Here is a 19,155-nt window from a genome sequence, read left to right as displayed (position 1 = left end):
TTCACGTGAAACATTCTCTTTGGTTTAAAATACCTTTATTAATCTGATAAATGGAATGTTCTTGACTTGATAAAGCAGTGATAAGCAGAGATGGGGGCGTAGTGGAAGTAATAACATATTGACCTTTTCTTTTTGCCAAATATTCCATAAGTTTAATCTGATGATCTTCATCAAGCTCCGCAGGCAAATCATCAATCAAATACAAACAGTCCTGTTGAAGCAAATTTGCCTGTGCCAATCGCAATGAGATCAAAATGATTTTTTGCTGTCCGCGTGACAAAACTTGTTTGGCCTTATTTTGATTTATTTCAATTATAATATCAGCTTGATGAGCACCAAATTGTGTGTATGATTTGTGAATATCACTTGAAAAAGACTCAGCTAATATCTGTTCTAAGTCTTTGCCAGAGTTTTTTTTATCCCAGCCCTTATAGTAAGTTATCTTACAATCAAGAGGACTTAACTCACTTAAAACATGGATAAATGCTTGTTCCCATTGGTTGAAATATTCTTCTCTAAGTAAATTAAGTTCGCTGGCAAGCTGACTTAATTGCTTATCCCAAGGAATAAAATGGATGTGTGGCGCGTGTTGTTTCAAAAGGGCATTACGCTGTTTGAGCACTCTTCTATATTCTTTCCATATAGAATGATAATTATGTTTCACGTGAAACAAACCCCAATCCAATAAACTACGGCGCTCCGAAGGACCAGCATCAATAATTTGGAAAATATCAGCATAAAAAATCTGACAAGGTAAGGCATAAGCCAGTTGACTGGTAGTAGAGCAAAATTGATTGTTCAACTTAATTTGAGTGGGTTCAGAATAAGATTTTTGAATACTGATCGTCTCTTGCTGTTGCGAGCGAGCAAACACCGTTAAAGAAGGTTGATCATACGTAATAATTGGCGAGATTTCACGAGATCGAAATGAATGACCACAACTTAAAAGATAGAGCCCTTCAAGAATAGAAGTTTTGCCACTTCCGTTTGGACCAAATACAAAATTGAATCTGGGACTTAAGTCGAGATGTACCGATGAAATATTTCGTACGTGATGAATTTTTAACTCAGAAAGGATCATATTTTCATGGGCATAATAATATATTGATAATGATCATCATCTAATGACTCAATTAAAATACTGCTATCTGTATTCGATAAGGACAAGCGAATTTTTCCTTCCCCAAAGTGAGAAAGGACGTCAAGCAAGTACGTAGCATTCAAACCAATTTTTAATTCATCACCTTGAGTTTCAGCAGTTAAGGATTCTACAGCTTCCTCTTGTTCGTTATTATTAGCAATTAAAGTGAGCATGCCGGGTTGTAAATGAAGCATAACAGCTCTAGATTTTTCATGCGCTAAAATAACAATCCGTGATAAAGAGCGCTTAAAAACAGAACAGTCAATAATAATCTGTTTGTCCTGATTTTTTGGAATCGCCTTGGAATAAGGAGGAAAACGCGCCTCAATTAATTTCGATAAAAAAATAAACTGACGAGATACTAATTTAAAATGCGATTTACCCGCAGCCAACAAAACATCTTCATCATCAATACTATTAAGAAGTCGTAACAGTTCCTGAATTCCCTTTTTAGGCAATAACAATTTTTTCTCACTAGTGTTAGAACACGGATGCCGACAAATTGCCATTCGATGTCCATCAGTTGCAACTGCTGAAATAAGATTTGGTTCAAAATCAAGAAACAAGCCATTAAGGAAAACACGCACATCGTGTTGTGCCATGGCAAAATGAGTCGACTGCAATAACTTTAATATAACCAAACGGGGAATAGTTAATTCAACTTCATTACACTCATCTTCACTTAAAGGATAACTCTCAGCAGGTAAAGTCGTTAACTTAAATGAGCTTCGCCCTTGTTTAATTGATAAAAGCCCATTATTAACGATCACATTTGGGTTGGTTTCATCATCCAGAGAGCGAATAATATCGATAAATTTCTTTGCAGGCACAGTAATACTGCCAGAGTGCTGTCCAGATTCACAAGCAACTTGCGCAGAAATTTCGATTTCTAAGTCAGTAGCAGTTATATTCAACAAATCATCCGCTAATTTAAGATAAAAATTTGACAAAATAGCTAAAGATTGTTTTTTATCTACAGCACCAGCCACTGTAAGCAGGGGAGCAAGTAAATCTTCTTTTTTAATAGCGAATTCAAACAAGATAGAACTCCATATGAACCTTAAGAATAAAATAACAAATAAATCGTTTCATCTAATTCATGTACAACTTGAATACCCTAACGGAATAATTTATTAATAGACAAAAGTAAAAAACTAACTGCTGAGATTACAAATATGACCTAACAAGACGACGTACTACTACACTACTTTGTAGAACTAAGAAGATAAAATACGCATCAAATTTTTATAATCTTCGGCAAAATCACTGTCGTCTTGGATCAATTCCCTAACCTTTCTACATGCATGAATGACCGTTGTGTGATCGCGACCCCCAAAATGATCACCAATTTCAGGCAAACTATGATTCGTTAACTCTTTGCTTAAGGCCATAGCCATTTGCCGAGGTCGAGCAATAGAGCGACTGCGGCGTTTAGATAAAATATCAGCCACCTTGACCTTATAATATTCAGCAACGGTTTTTTGAATATTTTCTATTGTGACTAACTTATCTTGTAAAGCCAAAAGATCACGTAACGCTTCATGAACAAACTCAATGGTAATTGGCTTACCTGTAAAATGAGCATTAGCAATAACTCTGCGTAACGCGCCCTCTAACTCTCTTACGTTAGAACGAATACGTTTCGCGATAAAAAATGCAACTTCATAAGGCAAATCAATATTCGATTGTTCTGCCTTACTAATTAAAATAGCAACTCGTGTTTCCAATTCAGGTGGCTCAACAGCAACGGTTAGCCCCCAACCAAATCGGGATTTCAAACGCTCCTCCATGCCTTCAATTTCTTTCGGATAACGGTCACTCGTTAAAATGATTTGCTGTTGTCCTTCCAATAAAGCATTGAAAGTATGGAAAAACTCTTCTTGAGACCTGTCCTTACCAGCAAAAAACTGTATATCATCAATAAGTAATGCATTTAAAGAGCGATAAAAACGTTTAAATTCATTAATTGAATTCGTTTGAAGAGCTTTGACCATATCTGCAACAAAACGTTCAGAATGAAGATAAAGAATTTTAGCATCAGGATTATTCTTTAAGATGGCATTTCCAATAGCATGCATCAAATGCGTTTTTCCTAAGCCTACACCACCATAAATAAATAGAGGATTGTATGCATCACCAGGTCGCTCAGCCACTTGCATTGATGCAGCACGAGCAAGTTGGTTGGAGTTCCCCTCAACAAAGCTTTCAAAAATAAATTTTTTATTTAAGTGGCTGCTCTTATAATCAACAGCCTTTTTTGGTACAGCTTTACTTACCGTAGAACTGACAGGAGGAGATGTATTTACCTCAGAAGAAAATGAACCTGAAGAACTCGACTCTGAGTCTGTACTGGAAGCTTTACTTCCAATTTCAATGGAAATTGATTTAATCTCATCACCACAAAACTGCTTAATCAACTCTTCGATTCGAGAAAAGAAATGCTTTTTAACCCAGTCAACAACAAATCGATTAGGCGCAAATAAAATGAAGCGCTGCTCATCTGTATGTGCCTGTAAAGGACGCAACCAAGTATTAAATTGTTGAGCAGAATATTCATCTTGCAATAGACCTAAACATTTTTGCCAAACAGATGCTGACACAACATAACTCCTCATCAAAGAAGGGTGGTAAAAAGAATATTAAAACTAATTAGCCACAGCATTTAAATATGCCACTGAAAGTACCTGGACAGCAAGATAATTAAGGATGAAATTACTTTAAATAAAGTGAAAAAGTAGAATTTCTTCGATTCACCAAGGTGCTGCTGCAGATAAATTATACTCAGGCTTTTAGATAAAGAAAAGTTATCCACAAAAAAAGTGTGGATATTTTTAAAAAAACACGCACATTATCCTGGAAGCTATTTAATAGTAATGTCATGGATCTATAGGAAACTCTTTTAAATAATAAGAGCATAAGCATGATGATCCATATTTAAAAGGATACTCCGTATTTGTATACCTGTAAATTTTAAAATAGGGACTTGAAGATTCCTTGTTTAATAGATGCGGCTTCTCAATTCTATATTATTCTCTAATAAAACATATCTCTTACATAAAAGCAGCTCAAATCCATCTAATTAAAGATAAAACTTTAAATAAATAAACCAAGTAATAATGGTAACAATTTTTAAAAAGATCAGAAATTCATCATTTAATCAGTTCCAGCTAAAACAATGATCATCAAAACGAAACAATAATCTAAAAAACTAAGAACAAAATAAATCGACTAAATTTAAATCACCTTGGATCAAGTTAACTATGAATAAATGGGATCAAATATAGGGAATAAGATGATAATAAAGAGATGAATAAATCAAAGCACAAAGATACATACAAATTGATCACAGGAAAAAAAATAGCTTACAAACAAAGTTATTTTTAATATAACTCAATGATTTTAAATATAATTTAATAGTTATCAACAAGTAAGCAAAGATACAATAACAATAAAAAATTTAAAAAAATAAAATAATGTAGTTATTAACAGGCAATAAATTTATGTGTAAAAAAAGAAAATAGACAAAAAATAATCAAAGCACAAAATTGACAGTAGAAAAAAAGTTATCTATTATTGCCAGCCTCATAATTTTATTAACAGGTTCATCATGAAACGCACCTTTCAACCCAGCAATTTAAAACGTAAACGTGATCATGGTTTTCGTGAACGTATGGCTACTCGTGCAGGTAGATTAGTAATTAAACGTCGTCGTGCTAAAGGCCGTAAGCGTTTGACTGCTTAAGTGTTTGCTTTTAAAAAAACACAGCGATTATTAACAAAAAATGATTATAATTATGTGTTTGAACAAGCGAAGAAAATTGTAACATCCGAGTTTATCATTCTCTTTAGAGAGAATAATTTAGGTTATGCACGACTTGGGCTGGCGTTGTCAAAGAAAGTGATAGCAAAAGCTCATGATCGAAATCGTATTAAACGGCTGTTAAGAGAAAGCTTTCGACAAAAAGAATTACCTGCAGTCGATGTGGTTTTTTTAGCAAGACAAGGCGTAGCAAAACAAACAAATGCAATTATAAACGCTAGAATGGGCAAAACATGGAAAAAAATAATCTCATGTTACGAAAAATAGTTTGTTTACCCATCAAACTATATCAGTATTTAATTAGCCCTTTGTTAAAGCCAAGTTGCCGATATTACCCAAGTTGTTCACAATATGCTGAAAGTGCTATCCAACAATGTGGCATAACCAAAGGTTTATGGATGGCTTTAAAAAGAGTATTGCGTTGCCACCCGTGGTCACGTGGCGGCTATGATCCTGTACTCCCCAACAACGAGAATCATTGATGGATATACGACGTATTGTTTTATATATGGCGCTTGCGCTAGTAAGTTTATCGCTTTGGAATGCTTGGCAAATAGACTATCCTCCAAAGTCAGTACCAACAGAAAATGCGACAATCCAAGAGAAAAGTGGACAACCTTTGTTACCTCAAGTAACCCCATCCAATACGTCAACATCAACTCCAATTAATCCAGTTGCTGAACCAACGAAACAAAACAATGCGTCCCTAATCCAGGTTAAAACAGATGTTTTACATGTGACTATTGATCCTCAACAAGGTGATGTTGTTGCAAGTCAACTTCTTAATTACCCTCAAAGCGTAGATGAAAAGAATAAGCCGTTTCTTCTTTTACAAAATCAGTCCAACGAACGCTATGTTGCTAACAGCAGCCTTTTTGTCGCCTCAGGACAAAACGTTCAAGCACTTGACTTTAATTTTACAACATCAAAACAACAATTCGAATTAAGTCCCGATCAAAAGCAAATAATCGTGACACTGAGTGGAAAAAGCGATGAAGGTCTTGATGTAAAAAAAGAATTTACCTTTACAAAAGGCAGCTATCTTATTGATGTAAATTACAAAATTGTAAATAGAGGAAGCAGTGATTGGACTGGATATTTGAATACCCAGTTACTGCGTAGCTCACCCAAAGAGGACAAATCGAGCGTATTTCATGTTGGTTCCTATACGGGGGCTTCTTATTCAGAACCAGGAAAACATCGCTATCAAAAAGTAAGCTTTAGCGACATGAATAAAGCAAATCTGGATGTAGACAGTAAGGGTGGCTGGATTGCCATGCAACAGCACTATTTTTTAAGTGCCTGGGTTCCAGAATCTAATGCAAACAACAAATTTTATACCCGCGCTGCAAATAATGATTACACCATTGGTGCTGTGAGCAAACCGATTACACTTAAGCCCGACGAGCAGACAACAGTGGGTTCCAGATTGTATATAGGTCCAGAAATCACCAGTGTATTAAAAAATATTGCTCCTTCGCTTGAACTTACCGTTGATTATGGAATTTTATGGTTTTTATCTACGTTATTATTCTCGTTGATGAAAGCAATTTATAATTTTGTTGGCAACTGGGGTTGGTCAATCGTTCTAGTTACTGTATTAATTAAATTAGCCTTTTATCGTTTATCTGCTGCAAGCTATAAATCAATGGCGGGGATGCGTAAATTACAACCCAAATTACAAGCTTTACGTGACCGTTATGGTGATGATAAAGCAAAAATCAGCCAAGCTACCATGGAGCTTTATAAACAGGAAAAGGTAAATCCTTTAGGTGGTTGCTTGCCTATATTAATCCAAATTCCTGTTTTTATTGCCTTGTATTGGGTTTTATTGGAAAGCGTTGAGTTAAGACAAGCTCCATTTATCTTATGGATTAACGACTTGGCTTCACCTGATCCGTATCATGTATTGCCATTAATCATGGGCGCTACAATGCTGATTCAACAAAAATTAAATCCAGCACCACCTGATCCAATGCAAGCAAAAATCATGATGTTTTTGCCCGTATTATTCACTGGCTTATTTTGGAATTTTCCAGCAGGTTTAGTATTGTATTGGATTGTGAATAATACCTTGTCCATATTGCAACAATGGTACATTACACGAAAATATTCTGATGAAAAACCAGCAAAGAAACTAGTTCCAGTTAAATAAATGCCTACAATAGAAACCATAGTAGCCATAGCTACCCCGCCTGGAAGAGGTGGGGTAGGAATCATACGATTATCAGGTCCACAAGCATACACAATAGCCCATTCGCTTAATGGCAATAAGCCGCTGTCACCGCGTATGGCTACTTTTTGTTCCTTTTATTCTTTCTCTGAGAATGCACAATCACAACAACTCGATGCTTTAATTGATCAAGGGATAATGATTTATTTCAAAGCCCCCCACTCTTTTACTGGTGAAGATGTTGTTGAAATTCAAGCACATGGATCTCCCGTTGTACTCGATATGCTCATTAAAGCATGCATTGATCTAGGGGCGCGAATGGCGCGTCCAGGGGAGTTTTCTGAGCGAGCCTTTCTAAATGACAAAATTGATTTAACACAGGCTGAGGCAATAGCTGATTTAATTCAAGCCAGTTCGCAAACTGCGGCGCGAATGGCCTTAAAATCATTGCAAGGCGAGTTTTCAAATAAAATCAATCAATTAAACGAAAAAATTATTTATTTACGTCTCTATGTGGAAGCAGCAATTGATTTTCCGGAAGAAGAAATCGATTTCCTGAATGACGGTAAAGTAGCTCATTTGCTACAAAATATTTTAATTGAGTTAGATGAGATCCGTTCGCAAGCTAATCAAGGCGTGATTTTACGTGAAGGCTTATCTGTAGTAATCGCTGGAAGACCTAATGCAGGCAAATCAACTTTGATTAACTGCCTCGCTGGACGTGATATCGCTATCGTTACGGAAATTGCTGGTACAACACGTGATGTGATGCGTGAACATATTTTACTTGATGATATTCCATTACACATCATTGATACTGCGGGTTTACGTGATTCTGATGATTTAGTTGAAAAGGAAGGAATTAAAAGAGCCTGGCAAGAGTTAAAGAAGGCAGATTGTGTTTTGCTCGTCGTTGATATGAACGATCTGGAACACCATCATTATTTAACAAAGGAAATTAGGACCGCATTACCACAAGAAGTTCCCATCATTACGATATTTAATAAAATAGATACCTTAGGTCGCAGCGCTCAAGTACACGATCATACAGTCTATCTTTCTGCAAAATCAGGTGAAGGAATTGACAGTCTAAAACATATAATAAAACAGGTTGTTGGCTATCAACCGAATGAAGGCCACTTTCTTGCCAGAAGACGTCATTTACACGCTTTAGATGAAGCAAAAAATTTACTTACTATTGGCCAACAACAATTAACCGTGCATCGCGCCGGTGAGTTATTGGCAGAGGATTTACGTCGCGCCCATCAACACTTATGCGAGATAACCGGTGAATTCAGTTCCGATGATCTGTTAGGTCGTATCTTTTCCAGCTTCTGTATTGGCAAATAAGTCATTACTTTTCTTTATGTAACAACTCAATTCATTTCTTTACCGTTTTGAAACATTATGTTAAAAAAACATACAAAAACATCTTGTCAAAATTAAAGGCAAATGATAATGTACATATAAATACACTTTGTAAATTTTTTGTAAAGTTAGGGGGTTGCTATGGCTTATTCGGAATTAGAAAAGACTTTTTCGGACTTTGAAAAGACTTTTGTTGAGGATAAGAACGAGTTTTTCATGCAACTTCACAATAAGGAGCTAACTACTCCTGAGGACATTGAAGGTCGAGCAAGTCAAGTTAGCTATTCCTTTCTATTAAAAAATCAAAAAGATCTTGAAACTGAATTCATTAATATATTTTCTGTATTACAAAAACAAAAAGATCAAGATGATGAAAAATATAAAGCATTTTGGGAGTACTGTTACTATTGCGCTACGCTTTTGGAAACTTTTCATAAGGCATATACACATAAAAATAGATTTTCAGAGGCATCCTTTATAAAAAAATATGGAAGAACAAGCAAAGAAGATGAATATACCCAATTAAAGGAAAATATTAAAAAGCATTTATCGAAGGGAATAAAGGAAAAAGAAAAACAAAAAGATGAAGAAGAGTTTGCTAACTGGTTAAAGGACTATTTTATTAAAAGTTTTCGTAATTTGTTGACTTCGCCAGCTCATCTTTCTCAAATTCGCGATTATGTGGCTTATGCTAACTTATGCCGCGTATATTGGGTATTTTGCCGCTTAACTCTGGTTTCAGGTTTTTCTCTAGCAAAGGAGACGCACTTTCTTGAAAAACTGGATAAAATTCTAGGTACGCATACCGATGCTGATAAAATAATTGAGCGACTTAAAGCACCTAATGGGGTACTTAATTATTTTAGCGTAGGTCTCTTTTTAATTCGTTTTGCCATCGATGCGGGTTACTTGGTTCAACATACTTTTTTCCCTACCGAGGAGGAGAAAAAGGATAAAACTACTCGTTTAGAACGTTTTAAATTTGAACTATATAAGCGCCACTGCAATTTTGCTAATGACTTGGTATGGGCAACAGTTAATTTTTTAACCAACTTTAACCATATCACCCACATCCCCGATCCTACTGCAGGAATAATTACTGCTGCATTTTTAGGGTTTGACGTCTGTTTGACTTTATATAAATGCTATTTGGCGAAACGGGAGTATCTGGTTAAGAAAGCACAATATGAGCAGGAAATAGAGGATTACCGCAATAAAGCATTGTTTACACATTTATCTCAAAAAGAGCGAGATCTGCATATAGAAATGCTTGAAAAGCAAATTCTAGAGCTGGAAATTAACTGGCGCACGAAAGAAGCAACATTTTATTTTAATGCTGCAGCAGCAGCTTTATTGATGCTTGGATTTAGCGCTTCATTATTATTTACTGGTCCTGGTATAGCGATTACGTGTTTCTTTGTATGTACTGTTGCAGTAGCAATGTATCTCTCTTCGGATGCTTATGCGAAGTATCAGGAAAAAAGTTTACGTTTGGAGTGTGCTCAAGGAAAAGAAGATTATGCTGCTGCACTTAAGGAGTATGACGCTGCATATAATGATTTTGTTTTTACGATGATAAAAAATACAGTCATGCCAACCCTTTTAATTGCTACTTATGCTGTATGCTGGCCAGCTGCAATCGCTTTAACTGTATTATATATAGGCTATGAAATTTATCATGCAAACGATCAGCATAGCAGTAAAAAAGAAGCAGAGAGGTTAGCTTTGCAAGGTCCTAATGAAGAAGATATATATGATGATAAAGAAGGTAGGTCTAATGAAAAAGATCGACTACTTCATGAAGAAGATGTAGGTAATTGTTGCCTTATTTAATTTATGTAGCCTGGGTGCAGCGCAGCGAAACCCGGGAGCGAAAGTTCGTTTATGACAGAAAACCCGGGTTTCGCTGCGCTGCACCCAGGCTACATTGATTTATTTTTTAGTGCCAATGCTTTTTCATACAATTCATTTTTACTTCCATTGCTTAGCTTGCAGGCAATGGCTACTGCCTGTTTAAGTGGTAGCTCATCCAATAATACTTTAAGCAGTTTTTCATGGGTATCAGGCTCAGGGGTAGTTGGGCGCGGAGGAATAAGCAGCACAAATTCTCCCTTTACATGCGCGGGTTCTGCTAAAAGCCAGTTTTTGACCTCAAGCAAAGTACCGGTAATAAAGCGTTCAAATGTTTTGGTTAATTCTTTTGCCAGAACAATCTCACACGTTTGGCCATAAATTTCACCAATATCATCAAGACATTCAAGAATACGATGTGTCGATTCATAAAAAATTAAAGTATGTGGCTCTGCACGTAAGGCTTCCAATTTAATTTTTCTTGCCTGCTGTTTTGACGGGAGAAATCCTAAAAAAAGAAAAGAGTCACAAGGAATGCCAGCGGCACAAAGCGCCGTAATTAATGCGCACGCTCCAGGAACAGGGATAACAGGAATATGGTGTTGACGTGCTAATTTTACTAATAAAAAACCAGGATCGCTAATTAAAGGTGTGCCTGCATCGCTGATTAGTGCTACTGATTTTCCAGTTAAAAGTTCTTCAATAATATGCTTGCTTTTATCATTTTCATTATGCGCATGGAGTGATTCAAGATTATTCTTTATTCCTAAAGAAGTTAATAGTTGCACCGAATGACGTGTATCCTCAGCTAAAATAAAATCAACCGACTTAAGCACCTCTAATGCTCTAAACGTAATGTCCTCACGGTTTCCTATTGGTGTTGCAACGATATAAAGTGTTCCTATGTCTGTTGCTAGAGAGTTAGTCATGGTTTATCCTCTTGCGTTATCGCTCATTCGAATTCTTAAAAACATGTTAATAAAAATTCGCGTATTTTTTTTACTGACATCTACTTTTTTTCTTTGCCAATGCACCACAGCGGTGAATCCTCCAGAAATGGCTGCGCCAATACCTACACCAAAAGTAGAGAAGAAAAAAATAGCGAGTCCTTATTCCAAACCTACTGGAAGTTACCTTGTGCAGGCTAAAAATCAAGAAGGCATCGAAAAACAACAGTCCTTACTTCTGGCTGCGGGTCGATTGATTTCAGAGGGTCAATGGCGACAAGGTGCTGCAATTTTAGCACAGACTTCTGAATTAACACCGGCACTTAAGGATGAAAAGAATCTTTTATTGGCACAAATTGATCTCATTCGCGACCGACCTCAAATCGCATTGAACCGATTAGACGATATTACTGAACGCAAAGAATTGTCTCCTTATCAAAAAATCCAGCTTCATGAACTTTTAGCACAGGCATATCGTGGTACAGGTAAGCAATTGGAATCGGTTAATGAACGTATCCAACTTGAGACTTTGCTGAGTGATGAGGAAAGTCAAGCCAATAACCGTCGTACACTATGGTTAACCTTGACGCGTATACCTCAAGCAGAATTAAATTCTTTTGTTGCTCAAGTTACGAATCAATCCGTGTTACAAGGATGGGTACAGCTCGCATTGATTTCACGTACGTATCGCGACAATCCAAAATCGCTGCTCGCTGCTCTAGATCATTGGCAATCTCAATACAGGAGTCATCCTGCAAATCATATTTTACCTACGCCATTGGACTCTATCGCGAATAAAATACGTGCCCAACCAAAACAAGTAGCACTTTTGTTACCCTTAAGCGGTGCATTGCAAGGACCAGGAACTGCAGTGCGGGATGGATTTATGGCTGCATACAAGAGCAATAAGAGCGAAACATCCATGCAAGTGAAAACCTACGATACCAATAAAGGTGATGTTGCCTCTTTGTATCAAAATGCAGTCAATGATGGTGCTGATTACATTGTGGGGCCTTTAACCAAATCGCAGGTAGCTGCAATTGCGGCACTACCCCATCCTGTGCCTACGCTGTTGCTCAATGATGCGGATACTGCTATCCAGGAAAACTCCTATTCATTCGGACTTTCACCAGCAAATGAAGCAACGCAAGTAGCAATCAGAGCAAAAAATAAAGGATACAGTCGAGCATTAATTATTGCACCAGGAAATGATTGGGGAAAAGAGGTAACCAAAGCATTTACCCAACAATGGCAAAAGAGTGGTGGACGTGTTGTTGACACTTTTTTATATGGCTCTAATGATGATTTGAATAAAAAAATGAAGGATTTTCTGCAAATCACCAACAGCCAACAACGCGAAAAGAAGTTAAGGGAATTACTAGGGCAAAAAATCCAGCCTGTTATTAGTCGTAGGCAAGATTTCGACATGATATTTTTGCTTGCCTATCCCTCAAAAGCTCGGCAAATTATGCCTTTATTAAATTACTACTATGCAGGAGATGTTCCCGTATATGCTACAGCCAGTGTTTATGGTGGCAGTGCCAATCCATTGAAAGATAAAGATCTTGATGGAATTATTTTTTGTGATATCCCTTGGGTTTTCTCGCATCAGGCGGGGACACGCAATTGGCCAGAACAATTTAATAGCTACAACCGATTGTATGCTTTAGGAATCGATAGTTATACTTTGGCTACCCAATTGAATCAATTGATGTTATTTCCAGCAGACCAATCGCAGAATGGAGAGGGTATTTTATATCTCAAGCCGTCTCAGCACGTTGCTCGAGTTCTGGAGTGGGGACAGTTTAAACAGGGTCTTGTCCATTCATTAGGTGAGACGGCGTAATTGATGACCTATGAAAAAGGACGTATTGCTGAAGAAAAAGCTTTAGCTTATTTAAAAAAGCATGGTCTTGAGTTAATTACGAAAAATTACGCCTGTCGCCTGGGTGAAATTGATTTAATTATGCGTGATAAAGAACAGCTGGTTTTTATAGAAGTTCGTTCACGGGTTTCCATGCAATTTGGTGGTGGTATTGCGAGTGTTACCTATGCAAAAAGACAAAAAATACTTAAAACCGCCGCATATTATCTACTGGATCACCAAAAGTATAATCAATTTGCTCTTCGTTTCGACGTTGTAAGTATTGATGGGAAATCAGCATCCATTAATTGGGTCAAGGATGCATTTGGCCTAGATTATTAATTAATGTAGCCTGGGTGAAGCAAAGCGAAACCCGGGTTTTTCTACCGTATGTTCCCCGGGTTTCGCTTTGCTTCACCCAGGCTACAAAAAAAGTATGAAATTGAGGTCTAATTATGATGGTACAAATGGAAGAACGAGTAAGGCATTTGATCGGTGTAAATATAGAAACCAAGATAGCACTTGCTGATTCTTTATCTGATTTGATCGCCAAAGCCGGACAACGTTTAGTAAATTGTTTGCTTGCGGATGGAAAGATATTATTATGTGGTAATGGGGGGTCAAGCGCCAATTGCATGCATTTTGCGAGCGCAATGCTGAACCAGTTTGAAGTAGAAAGACCTTCTCTTCCCGTAATTAATTTAAGTACTGATGCGAGCAGTTTAAGTTTTTCCGCAAATGATAATCATTACAGTCAAGTATTTGCGCGACAAATTCAGGCTTTAGGGCAAGAAAATGATGTACTGCTTTTGTTAACCACTTCAGGTAACTCAGACAGTATGTTGCATGCACTTCATGCAGCAAACGAACGCGGAATGGACACGGTTGCCTTAAGCGGACGTGATGGAGGCGTTCTTGCAAATCATTTAGGCCCCGAGGATATTGAACTTCGTGTTACCTCAGATAATTCCGCACGAATAAGAGAAATGCACCTGTTCATCTTACATTGCTTTTGTGATTTAATTGACCAATCATTGTTTGGTCAGGTTTTGGGGTAAAAAATGAGATTTAAATTAAAATCAATCGTTTTTCTTTTAGTAACTACCTTATTAACAGGATGTGTTGCTGCAGTAGTAACCGGTGCAGTTGCCGGAATGGTTTATGATCGACGCGGTATCATCACTATGGAGGCAGATGCTCGATTATTTCATTTAATTCATAAAGCAATCGTAACTAACCGTCAGTTTAGTGATTCAAGGGTACTTGTAACCAGCTTTAATCGAGTTGTCTTGCTTGTAGGTCAAACCCCAACAGCTTCCTTACGTAATTTGGCGGAAAAAATCGCGCGAACTACTCCGGGTGTACATAGAGTATATAATGAACTATCGGTAGGCTATCCCATACCACTTACGGAACGTTCCAAAGACAGTTGGATTACAGGCCAAGTTCGCAGTATGTTATTGGCTAAAAAAGGACTTGAGTCTGGATCGATTCGTATTGTGACGGAAAACAAAGTAGTTTATCTCATGGGTATCGTTAATGACCAGCAAGCAGCTCTTGCAGTTGATGCCGCGCGGCGCGTTAATGGTGTAAGTAAAGTGGTTAAAATTTTTCAGTATATTCACTAAATAATATGTTAAAACAAGGATGTTTGGCTGTATTACTTACTTCGGTTCTACTGTGTCTATCCGGCTGTTTAGGCAGCGTATGGACAGGCGCCACTATGGTTTACAATCGACATAATGTGTATAAAAAACTGGATGATTACAGTTTATACCTTAAAGTGAATAATGCGATAATGGTTGATAACACATTCAAAAATACTGAAAGTGTTATTGATATCGCGGTGTTTAACGGCGATGTTTTAGTAGCAGGACATGTTCCTAATGCTGAAATGCAAACGGAATTAAGCCAGCGTTTAGCTAAAGTAAGAGGTTATAGACGTCTTTTTAATCAAGTTCATGTAAGTACTTCGGAGTCAAATACAGTACAAGACAGTTGGATAACCACTAAAATTCGCAGTCAAATTTTTGCTGATGATTCTATTGATCCTAATGCATTCAAAATAGTTACTTCAGACCGAATTGTCTATCTGATGGGTGACGTCCGCCAAGAACAAGCTGAAAAAGTAATTAATATGGCAAGAAGAACAAATGATGTAGTGCGGGTAGTAAAAATTCTTAAGTATTTTACTTATCAGGATAGCTCTGTAGGATGATCCTAAAAAAAGCGTTTGATTAATCAAAACCATACATCCAATCGCTTTTTTTAGGATGCATGTTTTTTAGTGGAAACTTCCCTTATCAGGTCGTTTACGCATTTTCCTCAATTTAAATTGACGTAACAATCCCGTAGAACCGGCTAGCCCTTCTTCTTCATCTTTACTTAAGCCATTAATTTGATTACATGGGTGTGATCTACAGTGTTGTCGATATTCTAGATGATGTTTGTTATGTTTATGATGTAACCCATCGCTATAACGAGCGAGCATTTTTTGCTGCAGACTGGCTGCAGTATGTTGGATCTTATCAGGCATGTTTTTTCCTTTTGCGAGGTTAATAAACACTACTTATTACCCGAGTTGCGATAACAAGCTCCACATTTTAATTATAGACGGTAAAATCAAATATAATGGGGATTTTCAGCCTAAAACGACCGCTGTGTCACGATTCTTTAGTGTACAAATTTGTTATGATAATTAAAAATAAGGGATATGTTTGCATAGAATTGGAATTACAGCTTAATTGAGCGAGCATTGTCTCCATTTTTGATATGATACAATGCATCACAAATCGACTGCCCTATTAATAGGATGTTTTTGTATGTGGCATCGAAAGCAACATGAACTTCAGGGAGAAAATAAATGAATTATTTACATACGATGGTACGAGTTTCCAATTTGGATGAGTCACTTGATTTTTATTGTAAGAAATTGGGATTGATTGAAGTCAATCGCATGGAGAATCAAAAAGGTCGATTTACTCTGATATTCCTCACAGCACCTAATGACTTGGAGCGAGCAAAACAACTTAAAGCACCATTACTTGAACTTACTTATAACTGGGATCATGAGGAGTATAAAGAAGGACGTAATTTTGGCCATTTAGCGTACCGTGTTGATAATATATATGAGACATGCCAACGATTGAACGATTCAGGGGTTGTAATTAATAGGCCTCCACGCGATGGTCATATGGCATTTATACGTTCACCAGATAATATTTCCATAGAGTTGTTGCAAAAAGGAGAGCCCTTGCCAATACAGGAACCCTGGGCATCAGCGCCAAATGTAGGTCATTGGTAATAAAGATTCGCGCATAATAAAATATAGCGTTGATTATTCATGCGGGTTGCTTTATAATTCGCGCGGTGAAACTTAGGTGAATATGTGAACAAACAGCTAAGTAAGCGCGGAATTGTACGGTTATGGCTTGTGCAATCAGGCGTTACATTGGTCTTTACAGCGTTTTGTGCTTTAGTATTCGATACTAATGCAGCAAGTTCAGCATTGCTTGGTGGTATGGTTTGTATTGTTCCTAATGCGTATTTTGCAAACAAACTGTTTAAGTATCAAGGTGCTCGTTCAGCCAAAAAGATAGTGAATAGTTTCTATAAAGGCGAAGCGTTAAAGATAGTACTGTCCATATTCTTATTCACCACGGTGTTTTTACTATTTAAAATTACACCATTGGCGTTTTTTGGATCATACATTATGATACTGATGACACATTGGTTTGCCCCATTGATTATTGTAAACAAACAGAATAGGCCTGAAAGTGACTGAAATGGTATCTAGCACAAATTACATCAAGCATCATTTAACATATCTTACTTTTAATGTAAGTGATATGAAATTTGGTTCGGGCGGTTTCTGGACATTGAATCTTGACACCTTATTTTTCTCGATTGTTTTAGGAATTTTTGTTTGTGGCTTAATGTATTTTGGTTCGCGCAAAGTGACTACCGGAATTCCTGGCAAATTACAGAATTTTGCTGAAATTATGCTTCAGTTTGCAGATAATCAGGTAAAAGATTGTTTCCATGGCAAAAATAACTTAATTGGTCCATTGGCTTTAACCATATTTCTATGGGTTTTCCTGATGAACTTTATGGATATTTTTCCCGTAGATGTATTGCCTGCACTCGCCCAAGCTGGTGGAATTCATTACCTTAAAGTAGTGCCCACTAACGATTTGAACTTGACCTTTGGTTTATCAATTTCTGTATTTATTCTTATTATTTTTTACAGCATTAAAATAAAAGGCCCTAAAAAATTTATAAAAGAGCTTACTTTACAGCCTTTTAATCATCCTGGATTTATACCTTTTAACCTGTTGCTCGAAGTGGTTGGTCTTATTGCAAAACCAATTTCGCTAGCACTGCGTTTATTTGGGAACTTATATGCAGGCGAATTAATATTTATATTAATCGCTCTGTTAACCTTAAATGCTGCAACATCATCAACAGTGAGCACAGTGACTTTAGGCTCAGCACAATTTATTTTGGCGCTGGCATGGTCAATATTCCACATATTGGTGATAACATTGCAAGCATTTATTTTCATGGTGCTAACGATTGTTTATCTAAGTTTGGCACACGAAGATCATTAACCGATTTAATTTTCATCCATTGTAAAGGGGATAAATATGCAAGCCGCTAGTTTAATAGCACAAATTCAAAGTATGACCGTTCTTGCGGTTGCCTTGTTAATTGGTTTGGGTGCATTGGGCACAGCGATAGGATTCGGTTTGCTTGGTGGCAAATTCCTTGAGGGCTCAGCGCGTCAACCAGAAATGGTTCCAATGTTACAAGTAAAAATGTTCATCGTTGCAGGTTTGTTAGACGCCGTAACTATGATTGGCGTGGGTATCGCATTGTTCTTTACTTTCGCAAACCCGTTCCTTAGCAACCTGGGTTCTTGATAACACATGATCAGGGCGCATGGCGCCCTAATTGTTCCAGGAGATAAACGGTGGAAATTAATTTAACATTAGTCGTACAAATGCTCGTTTTTGCAGCTTTTGTTTTGTTTACCATGAAGTTAGTATGGCCTCCACTAGCAAAAGCTATGGAAGAAAGACAAGACAAAATTGCTGACGGTCTCGCTGCTGCTGAGCGTGGTCGTAAAGAATTAGAGTTAGCACAACATCGCGTGAAAGATGAGTTAAAGCAAGCAAAAGTTCAATCAGCTGATATCATCGAAAAGGCAAATAAGCGTGCTGCACAAATAATTGAAGAAGCAAAAGAAACAGCAAAGCATGAAGCGCAAATACAAATAAAACTGGCACAAGAGCAATTACTGCAACAAATCAATCATGCAAAAGATGAGTTGCGTAAACAAGTAGCAAACTTAGCAATAACCGGTGCAGAGAAGATTTTGAAGCGCGAAATAGATGCTAAGGCAAATACTGCATTATTAGATAACTTGATAGAAGAGATTTAAAATGTCTGATAATACCACCATAGCCAGACCCTATGCTAAGGCAATTTTTGAATATGCTTTAGGGAAAAAAGAATTAGCTGAGTGGTCAGCACATTTGAGAAATCTTGCACAAGCTGTGTTGACACCTGATGCTGAGAAATTTATTGCAAATCCAGCAACGACTATAGCGCAACATATCGAGTTGTTGGAAGCAACAATCGGTGCAAAATCAAAAGAAAACAAGCCATTAAACAATTTAATCACGTTATTGGCTACCAATAAAAGATTGATGCTGCTACCCGAGATTTATGCGCTTTATGAAGCACATCGTGCAGAGCAAGAAAAAACTCTGAGCGTTGATGTATGCAGTTATTCTGATTTATCAAGTGCACAACAACAGCGATTAGTCGAATCATTAAGTCAGCGCTTACAGCGCAAGGTCTCGTTAAAAATCAGTATTGATCCTTCCTTGCTTGGTGGAGCAATAATTCGAGCGGGTGATTTAGTTATAGATGGTTCAGTTCGAGGCAAGCTTAATAAGCTTAGCACGGAATTGGCCGCATAATTTA

At 37.2% G+C, this 19,155-nt stretch carries 22 protein-coding genes; 17 read left to right on the top strand and 5 right to left on the bottom strand.

The window, feature by feature from the left end; genetic code table 11:
• Window position 1: 1 nt before the first annotated feature.
• From recF to dnaA, 3 genes are all read right to left on the bottom strand, one after another.
• Complete coding sequence (gene recF / locus Lani_RS11370) at window positions 2–1,081, bottom strand: DNA replication/repair protein RecF (RefSeq protein ID WP_019232684.1); 1,080 nt, start codon at window positions 1,079–1,081, stop codon at window positions 2–4.
• The gene (gene dnaN, locus Lani_RS11365) at window positions 1,078–2,181 is read right to left on the bottom strand and encodes a DNA polymerase III subunit beta (RefSeq protein ID WP_019232683.1); all 1,104 of its coding nucleotides are present in this window, start codon (window positions 2,179–2,181) and stop codon (window positions 1,078–1,080) included. The genes recF and dnaN overlap by 4 nt, the downstream gene beginning before the upstream one ends.
• 177 nt (window positions 2,182–2,358) lie before the next feature.
• Complete coding sequence (dnaA, locus tag Lani_RS11360; RefSeq protein ID WP_019232682.1) at window positions 2,359–3,741, bottom strand: chromosomal replication initiator protein DnaA; 1,383 nt, start codon at window positions 3,739–3,741, stop codon at window positions 2,359–2,361.
• 1,007 nt (window positions 3,742–4,748) lie between these two features.
• Here dnaA and rpmH point away from each other — a divergent pair.
• From rpmH to Lani_RS11330, 6 genes are all read left to right on the top strand, one after another.
• A complete protein-coding gene (gene rpmH / locus Lani_RS11355) occupies window positions 4,749–4,883 on the top strand; it encodes a 50S ribosomal protein L34 (RefSeq protein ID WP_019232681.1) in 135 nt (44 codons plus the stop codon).
• A complete protein-coding gene (rnpA, locus tag Lani_RS11350; RefSeq protein ID WP_019232680.1) occupies window positions 4,884–5,228 on the top strand; it encodes a ribonuclease P protein component in 345 nt (114 codons plus the stop codon).
• A complete protein-coding gene (gene yidD, locus Lani_RS11345; RefSeq protein WP_019232679.1) occupies window positions 5,195–5,443 on the top strand; it encodes a membrane protein insertion efficiency factor YidD in 249 nt (82 codons plus the stop codon). The genes rnpA and yidD overlap by 34 nt, the downstream gene beginning before the upstream one ends.
• Window positions 5,443–7,116: a membrane protein insertase YidC gene (yidC, locus tag Lani_RS11340; RefSeq protein ID WP_019232678.1), complete on the top strand. Its 1,674-nt coding sequence runs from the start codon at window positions 5,443–5,445 to the stop codon at window positions 7,114–7,116. The genes yidD and yidC overlap by 1 nt, the downstream gene beginning before the upstream one ends.
• Window positions 7,117–8,484: a tRNA uridine-5-carboxymethylaminomethyl(34) synthesis GTPase MnmE gene (mnmE, locus tag Lani_RS11335; RefSeq protein WP_019232677.1), complete on the top strand. Its 1,368-nt coding sequence runs from the start codon at window positions 7,117–7,119 to the stop codon at window positions 8,482–8,484.
• A 159-nt stretch (window positions 8,485–8,643) separates the two neighbouring features.
• Window positions 8,644–10,335: a hypothetical protein gene (locus Lani_RS11330; RefSeq protein WP_019232676.1), complete on the top strand. Its 1,692-nt coding sequence runs from the start codon at window positions 8,644–8,646 to the stop codon at window positions 10,333–10,335.
• Between the two features lie 89 nt (window positions 10,336–10,424).
• Here the strand turns inward: Lani_RS11330 and rsmI are convergent, their stop codons facing one another.
• The gene (gene rsmI / locus Lani_RS11325; protein WP_019232675.1) at window positions 10,425–11,282 is read right to left on the bottom strand and encodes a 16S rRNA (cytidine(1402)-2'-O)-methyltransferase; all 858 of its coding nucleotides are present in this window, start codon (window positions 11,280–11,282) and stop codon (window positions 10,425–10,427) included.
• Between rsmI and Lani_RS11320 the strand changes: the two genes are divergently transcribed.
• The 5 genes from Lani_RS11320 to Lani_RS11300 all read left to right on the top strand — a co-directional run bounded on the left by Lani_RS11320 (window position 11,281) and on the right by Lani_RS11300 (window position 15,382).
• Window positions 11,281–13,146 (top strand): penicillin-binding protein activator, encoded by a 1,866-nt coding sequence (locus tag Lani_RS11320; RefSeq protein ID WP_019232674.1) that lies wholly within the window; start codon window positions 11,281–11,283, stop codon window positions 13,144–13,146. The genes rsmI and Lani_RS11320 overlap by 2 nt on opposite strands.
• A 3-nt stretch (window positions 13,147–13,149) precedes the next feature.
• A complete protein-coding gene (locus Lani_RS11315) occupies window positions 13,150–13,506 on the top strand; it encodes a YraN family protein (RefSeq protein WP_019232673.1) in 357 nt (118 codons plus the stop codon).
• Between the two features lie 116 nt (window positions 13,507–13,622).
• Entirely contained in the window at window positions 13,623–14,222 is a 600-nt protein-coding gene (locus Lani_RS11310; protein ID WP_040522150.1) for a D-sedoheptulose-7-phosphate isomerase, read from the top strand.
• A gap of 3 nt (window positions 14,223–14,225) precedes the next feature.
• Window positions 14,226–14,792, top strand: a complete 567-nt coding sequence (locus tag Lani_RS11305; protein ID WP_019232671.1) for a BON domain-containing protein — start codon at window positions 14,226–14,228, stop codon at window positions 14,790–14,792.
• A 5-nt stretch (window positions 14,793–14,797) separates the two neighbouring features.
• Entirely contained in the window at window positions 14,798–15,382 is a 585-nt protein-coding gene (locus tag Lani_RS11300) for a BON domain-containing protein (RefSeq protein WP_040522110.1), read from the top strand.
• Between the two features lie 66 nt (window positions 15,383–15,448).
• Here the strand turns inward: Lani_RS11300 and Lani_RS11295 are convergent, their stop codons facing one another.
• Window positions 15,449–15,700, bottom strand: a complete 252-nt coding sequence (locus tag Lani_RS11295; protein WP_019232669.1) for a hypothetical protein — start codon at window positions 15,698–15,700, stop codon at window positions 15,449–15,451.
• A gap of 327 nt (window positions 15,701–16,027) precedes the next feature.
• Here Lani_RS11295 and Lani_RS11290 point away from each other — a divergent pair, with 327 nt between their 5' ends.
• The 6 genes from Lani_RS11290 to Lani_RS11265 all read left to right on the top strand — a co-directional run bounded on the left by Lani_RS11290 (window position 16,028) and on the right by Lani_RS11265 (window position 19,151).
• On the top strand, window positions 16,028–16,468 hold the full coding sequence (locus tag Lani_RS11290) for a VOC family protein (protein WP_019232668.1): 441 nt from the start codon (window positions 16,028–16,030) through the stop codon (window positions 16,466–16,468).
• A gap of 84 nt (window positions 16,469–16,552) precedes the next feature.
• Window positions 16,553–16,948 (top strand): F0F1 ATP synthase subunit I, encoded by a 396-nt coding sequence (locus tag Lani_RS11285; RefSeq protein WP_019232667.1) that lies wholly within the window; start codon window positions 16,553–16,555, stop codon window positions 16,946–16,948.
• 1 nt (window position 16,949) lies between these two features.
• On the top strand, window positions 16,950–17,774 hold the full coding sequence (atpB, locus tag Lani_RS11280; protein ID WP_019232666.1) for a F0F1 ATP synthase subunit A: 825 nt from the start codon (window positions 16,950–16,952) through the stop codon (window positions 17,772–17,774).
• A 36-nt stretch (window positions 17,775–17,810) separates the two neighbouring features.
• Window positions 17,811–18,086 (top strand): F0F1 ATP synthase subunit C, encoded by a 276-nt coding sequence (gene atpE / locus Lani_RS11275; RefSeq protein WP_019232665.1) that lies wholly within the window; start codon window positions 17,811–17,813, stop codon window positions 18,084–18,086.
• 50 nt (window positions 18,087–18,136) lie between these two features.
• Window positions 18,137–18,607, top strand: a complete 471-nt coding sequence (locus tag Lani_RS11270; RefSeq protein WP_019232664.1) for a F0F1 ATP synthase subunit B — start codon at window positions 18,137–18,139, stop codon at window positions 18,605–18,607.
• Between the two features lies 1 nt (window position 18,608).
• Complete coding sequence (locus tag Lani_RS11265) at window positions 18,609–19,151, top strand: F0F1 ATP synthase subunit delta (protein WP_019232663.1); 543 nt, start codon at window positions 18,609–18,611, stop codon at window positions 19,149–19,151.
• Window positions 19,152–19,155: the final 4 nt, after the last annotated feature.

Source organism: Legionella anisa (genome assembly GCF_001467525.1).
Classification (GTDB): domain Bacteria; phylum Pseudomonadota; class Gammaproteobacteria; order Legionellales; family Legionellaceae; genus Legionella; species Legionella anisa.
Note: the sequence above shows the minus strand (reverse complement) of the source record. Positions and strands in the feature narration are given on the sequence as shown.

What these genes read in the sequence shown, in the direction of transcription:
- atpB (WP_019232666.1), top strand. Translation starts at nt 16,950, where the DNA reads ATGGTATCTAGCACAAATTACATCAAGCATCATTTAACATATCTTACT.
- Lani_RS11300 (WP_040522110.1), top strand. Translation starts at nt 14,798, where the DNA reads ATGTTAAAACAAGGATGTTTGGCTGTATTACTTACTTCGGTTCTACTG.
- rpmH (WP_019232681.1), top strand. Translation starts at nt 4,749, where the DNA reads ATGAAACGCACCTTTCAACCCAGCAATTTAAAACGTAAACGTGATCAT.
- Lani_RS11290 (WP_019232668.1), top strand. Translation starts at nt 16,028, where the DNA reads ATGAATTATTTACATACGATGGTACGAGTTTCCAATTTGGATGAGTCA.
- Lani_RS11295 (WP_019232669.1), bottom strand. Translation starts at nt 15,700, where the DNA reads ATGCCTGATAAGATCCAACATACTGCAGCCAGTCTGCAGCAAAAAATG.
- Lani_RS11320 (WP_019232674.1), top strand. Translation starts at nt 11,281, where the DNA reads ATGGTTTATCCTCTTGCGTTATCGCTCATTCGAATTCTTAAAAACATG.
- atpE (WP_019232665.1), top strand. Translation starts at nt 17,811, where the DNA reads ATGCAAGCCGCTAGTTTAATAGCACAAATTCAAAGTATGACCGTTCTT.
- recF (WP_019232684.1), bottom strand. Translation starts at nt 1,081, where the DNA reads ATGATCCTTTCTGAGTTAAAAATTCATCACGTACGAAATATTTCATCG.
- yidD (WP_019232679.1), top strand. Translation starts at nt 5,195, where the DNA reads ATGGAAAAAAATAATCTCATGTTACGAAAAATAGTTTGTTTACCCATC.
- mnmE (WP_019232677.1), top strand. Translation starts at nt 7,117, where the DNA reads ATGCCTACAATAGAAACCATAGTAGCCATAGCTACCCCGCCTGGAAGA.
- Lani_RS11315 (WP_019232673.1), top strand. Translation starts at nt 13,150, where the DNA reads ATGACCTATGAAAAAGGACGTATTGCTGAAGAAAAAGCTTTAGCTTAT.
- rsmI (WP_019232675.1), bottom strand. Translation starts at nt 11,282, where the DNA reads ATGACTAACTCTCTAGCAACAGACATAGGAACACTTTATATCGTTGCA.
- Lani_RS11310 (WP_040522150.1), top strand. Translation starts at nt 13,623, where the DNA reads ATGGTACAAATGGAAGAACGAGTAAGGCATTTGATCGGTGTAAATATA.
- yidC (WP_019232678.1), top strand. Translation starts at nt 5,443, where the DNA reads ATGGATATACGACGTATTGTTTTATATATGGCGCTTGCGCTAGTAAGT.
- Lani_RS11265 (WP_019232663.1), top strand. Translation starts at nt 18,609, where the DNA reads ATGTCTGATAATACCACCATAGCCAGACCCTATGCTAAGGCAATTTTT.
- Lani_RS11305 (WP_019232671.1), top strand. Translation starts at nt 14,226, where the DNA reads ATGAGATTTAAATTAAAATCAATCGTTTTTCTTTTAGTAACTACCTTA.
- Lani_RS11330 (WP_019232676.1), top strand. Translation starts at nt 8,644, where the DNA reads ATGGCTTATTCGGAATTAGAAAAGACTTTTTCGGACTTTGAAAAGACT.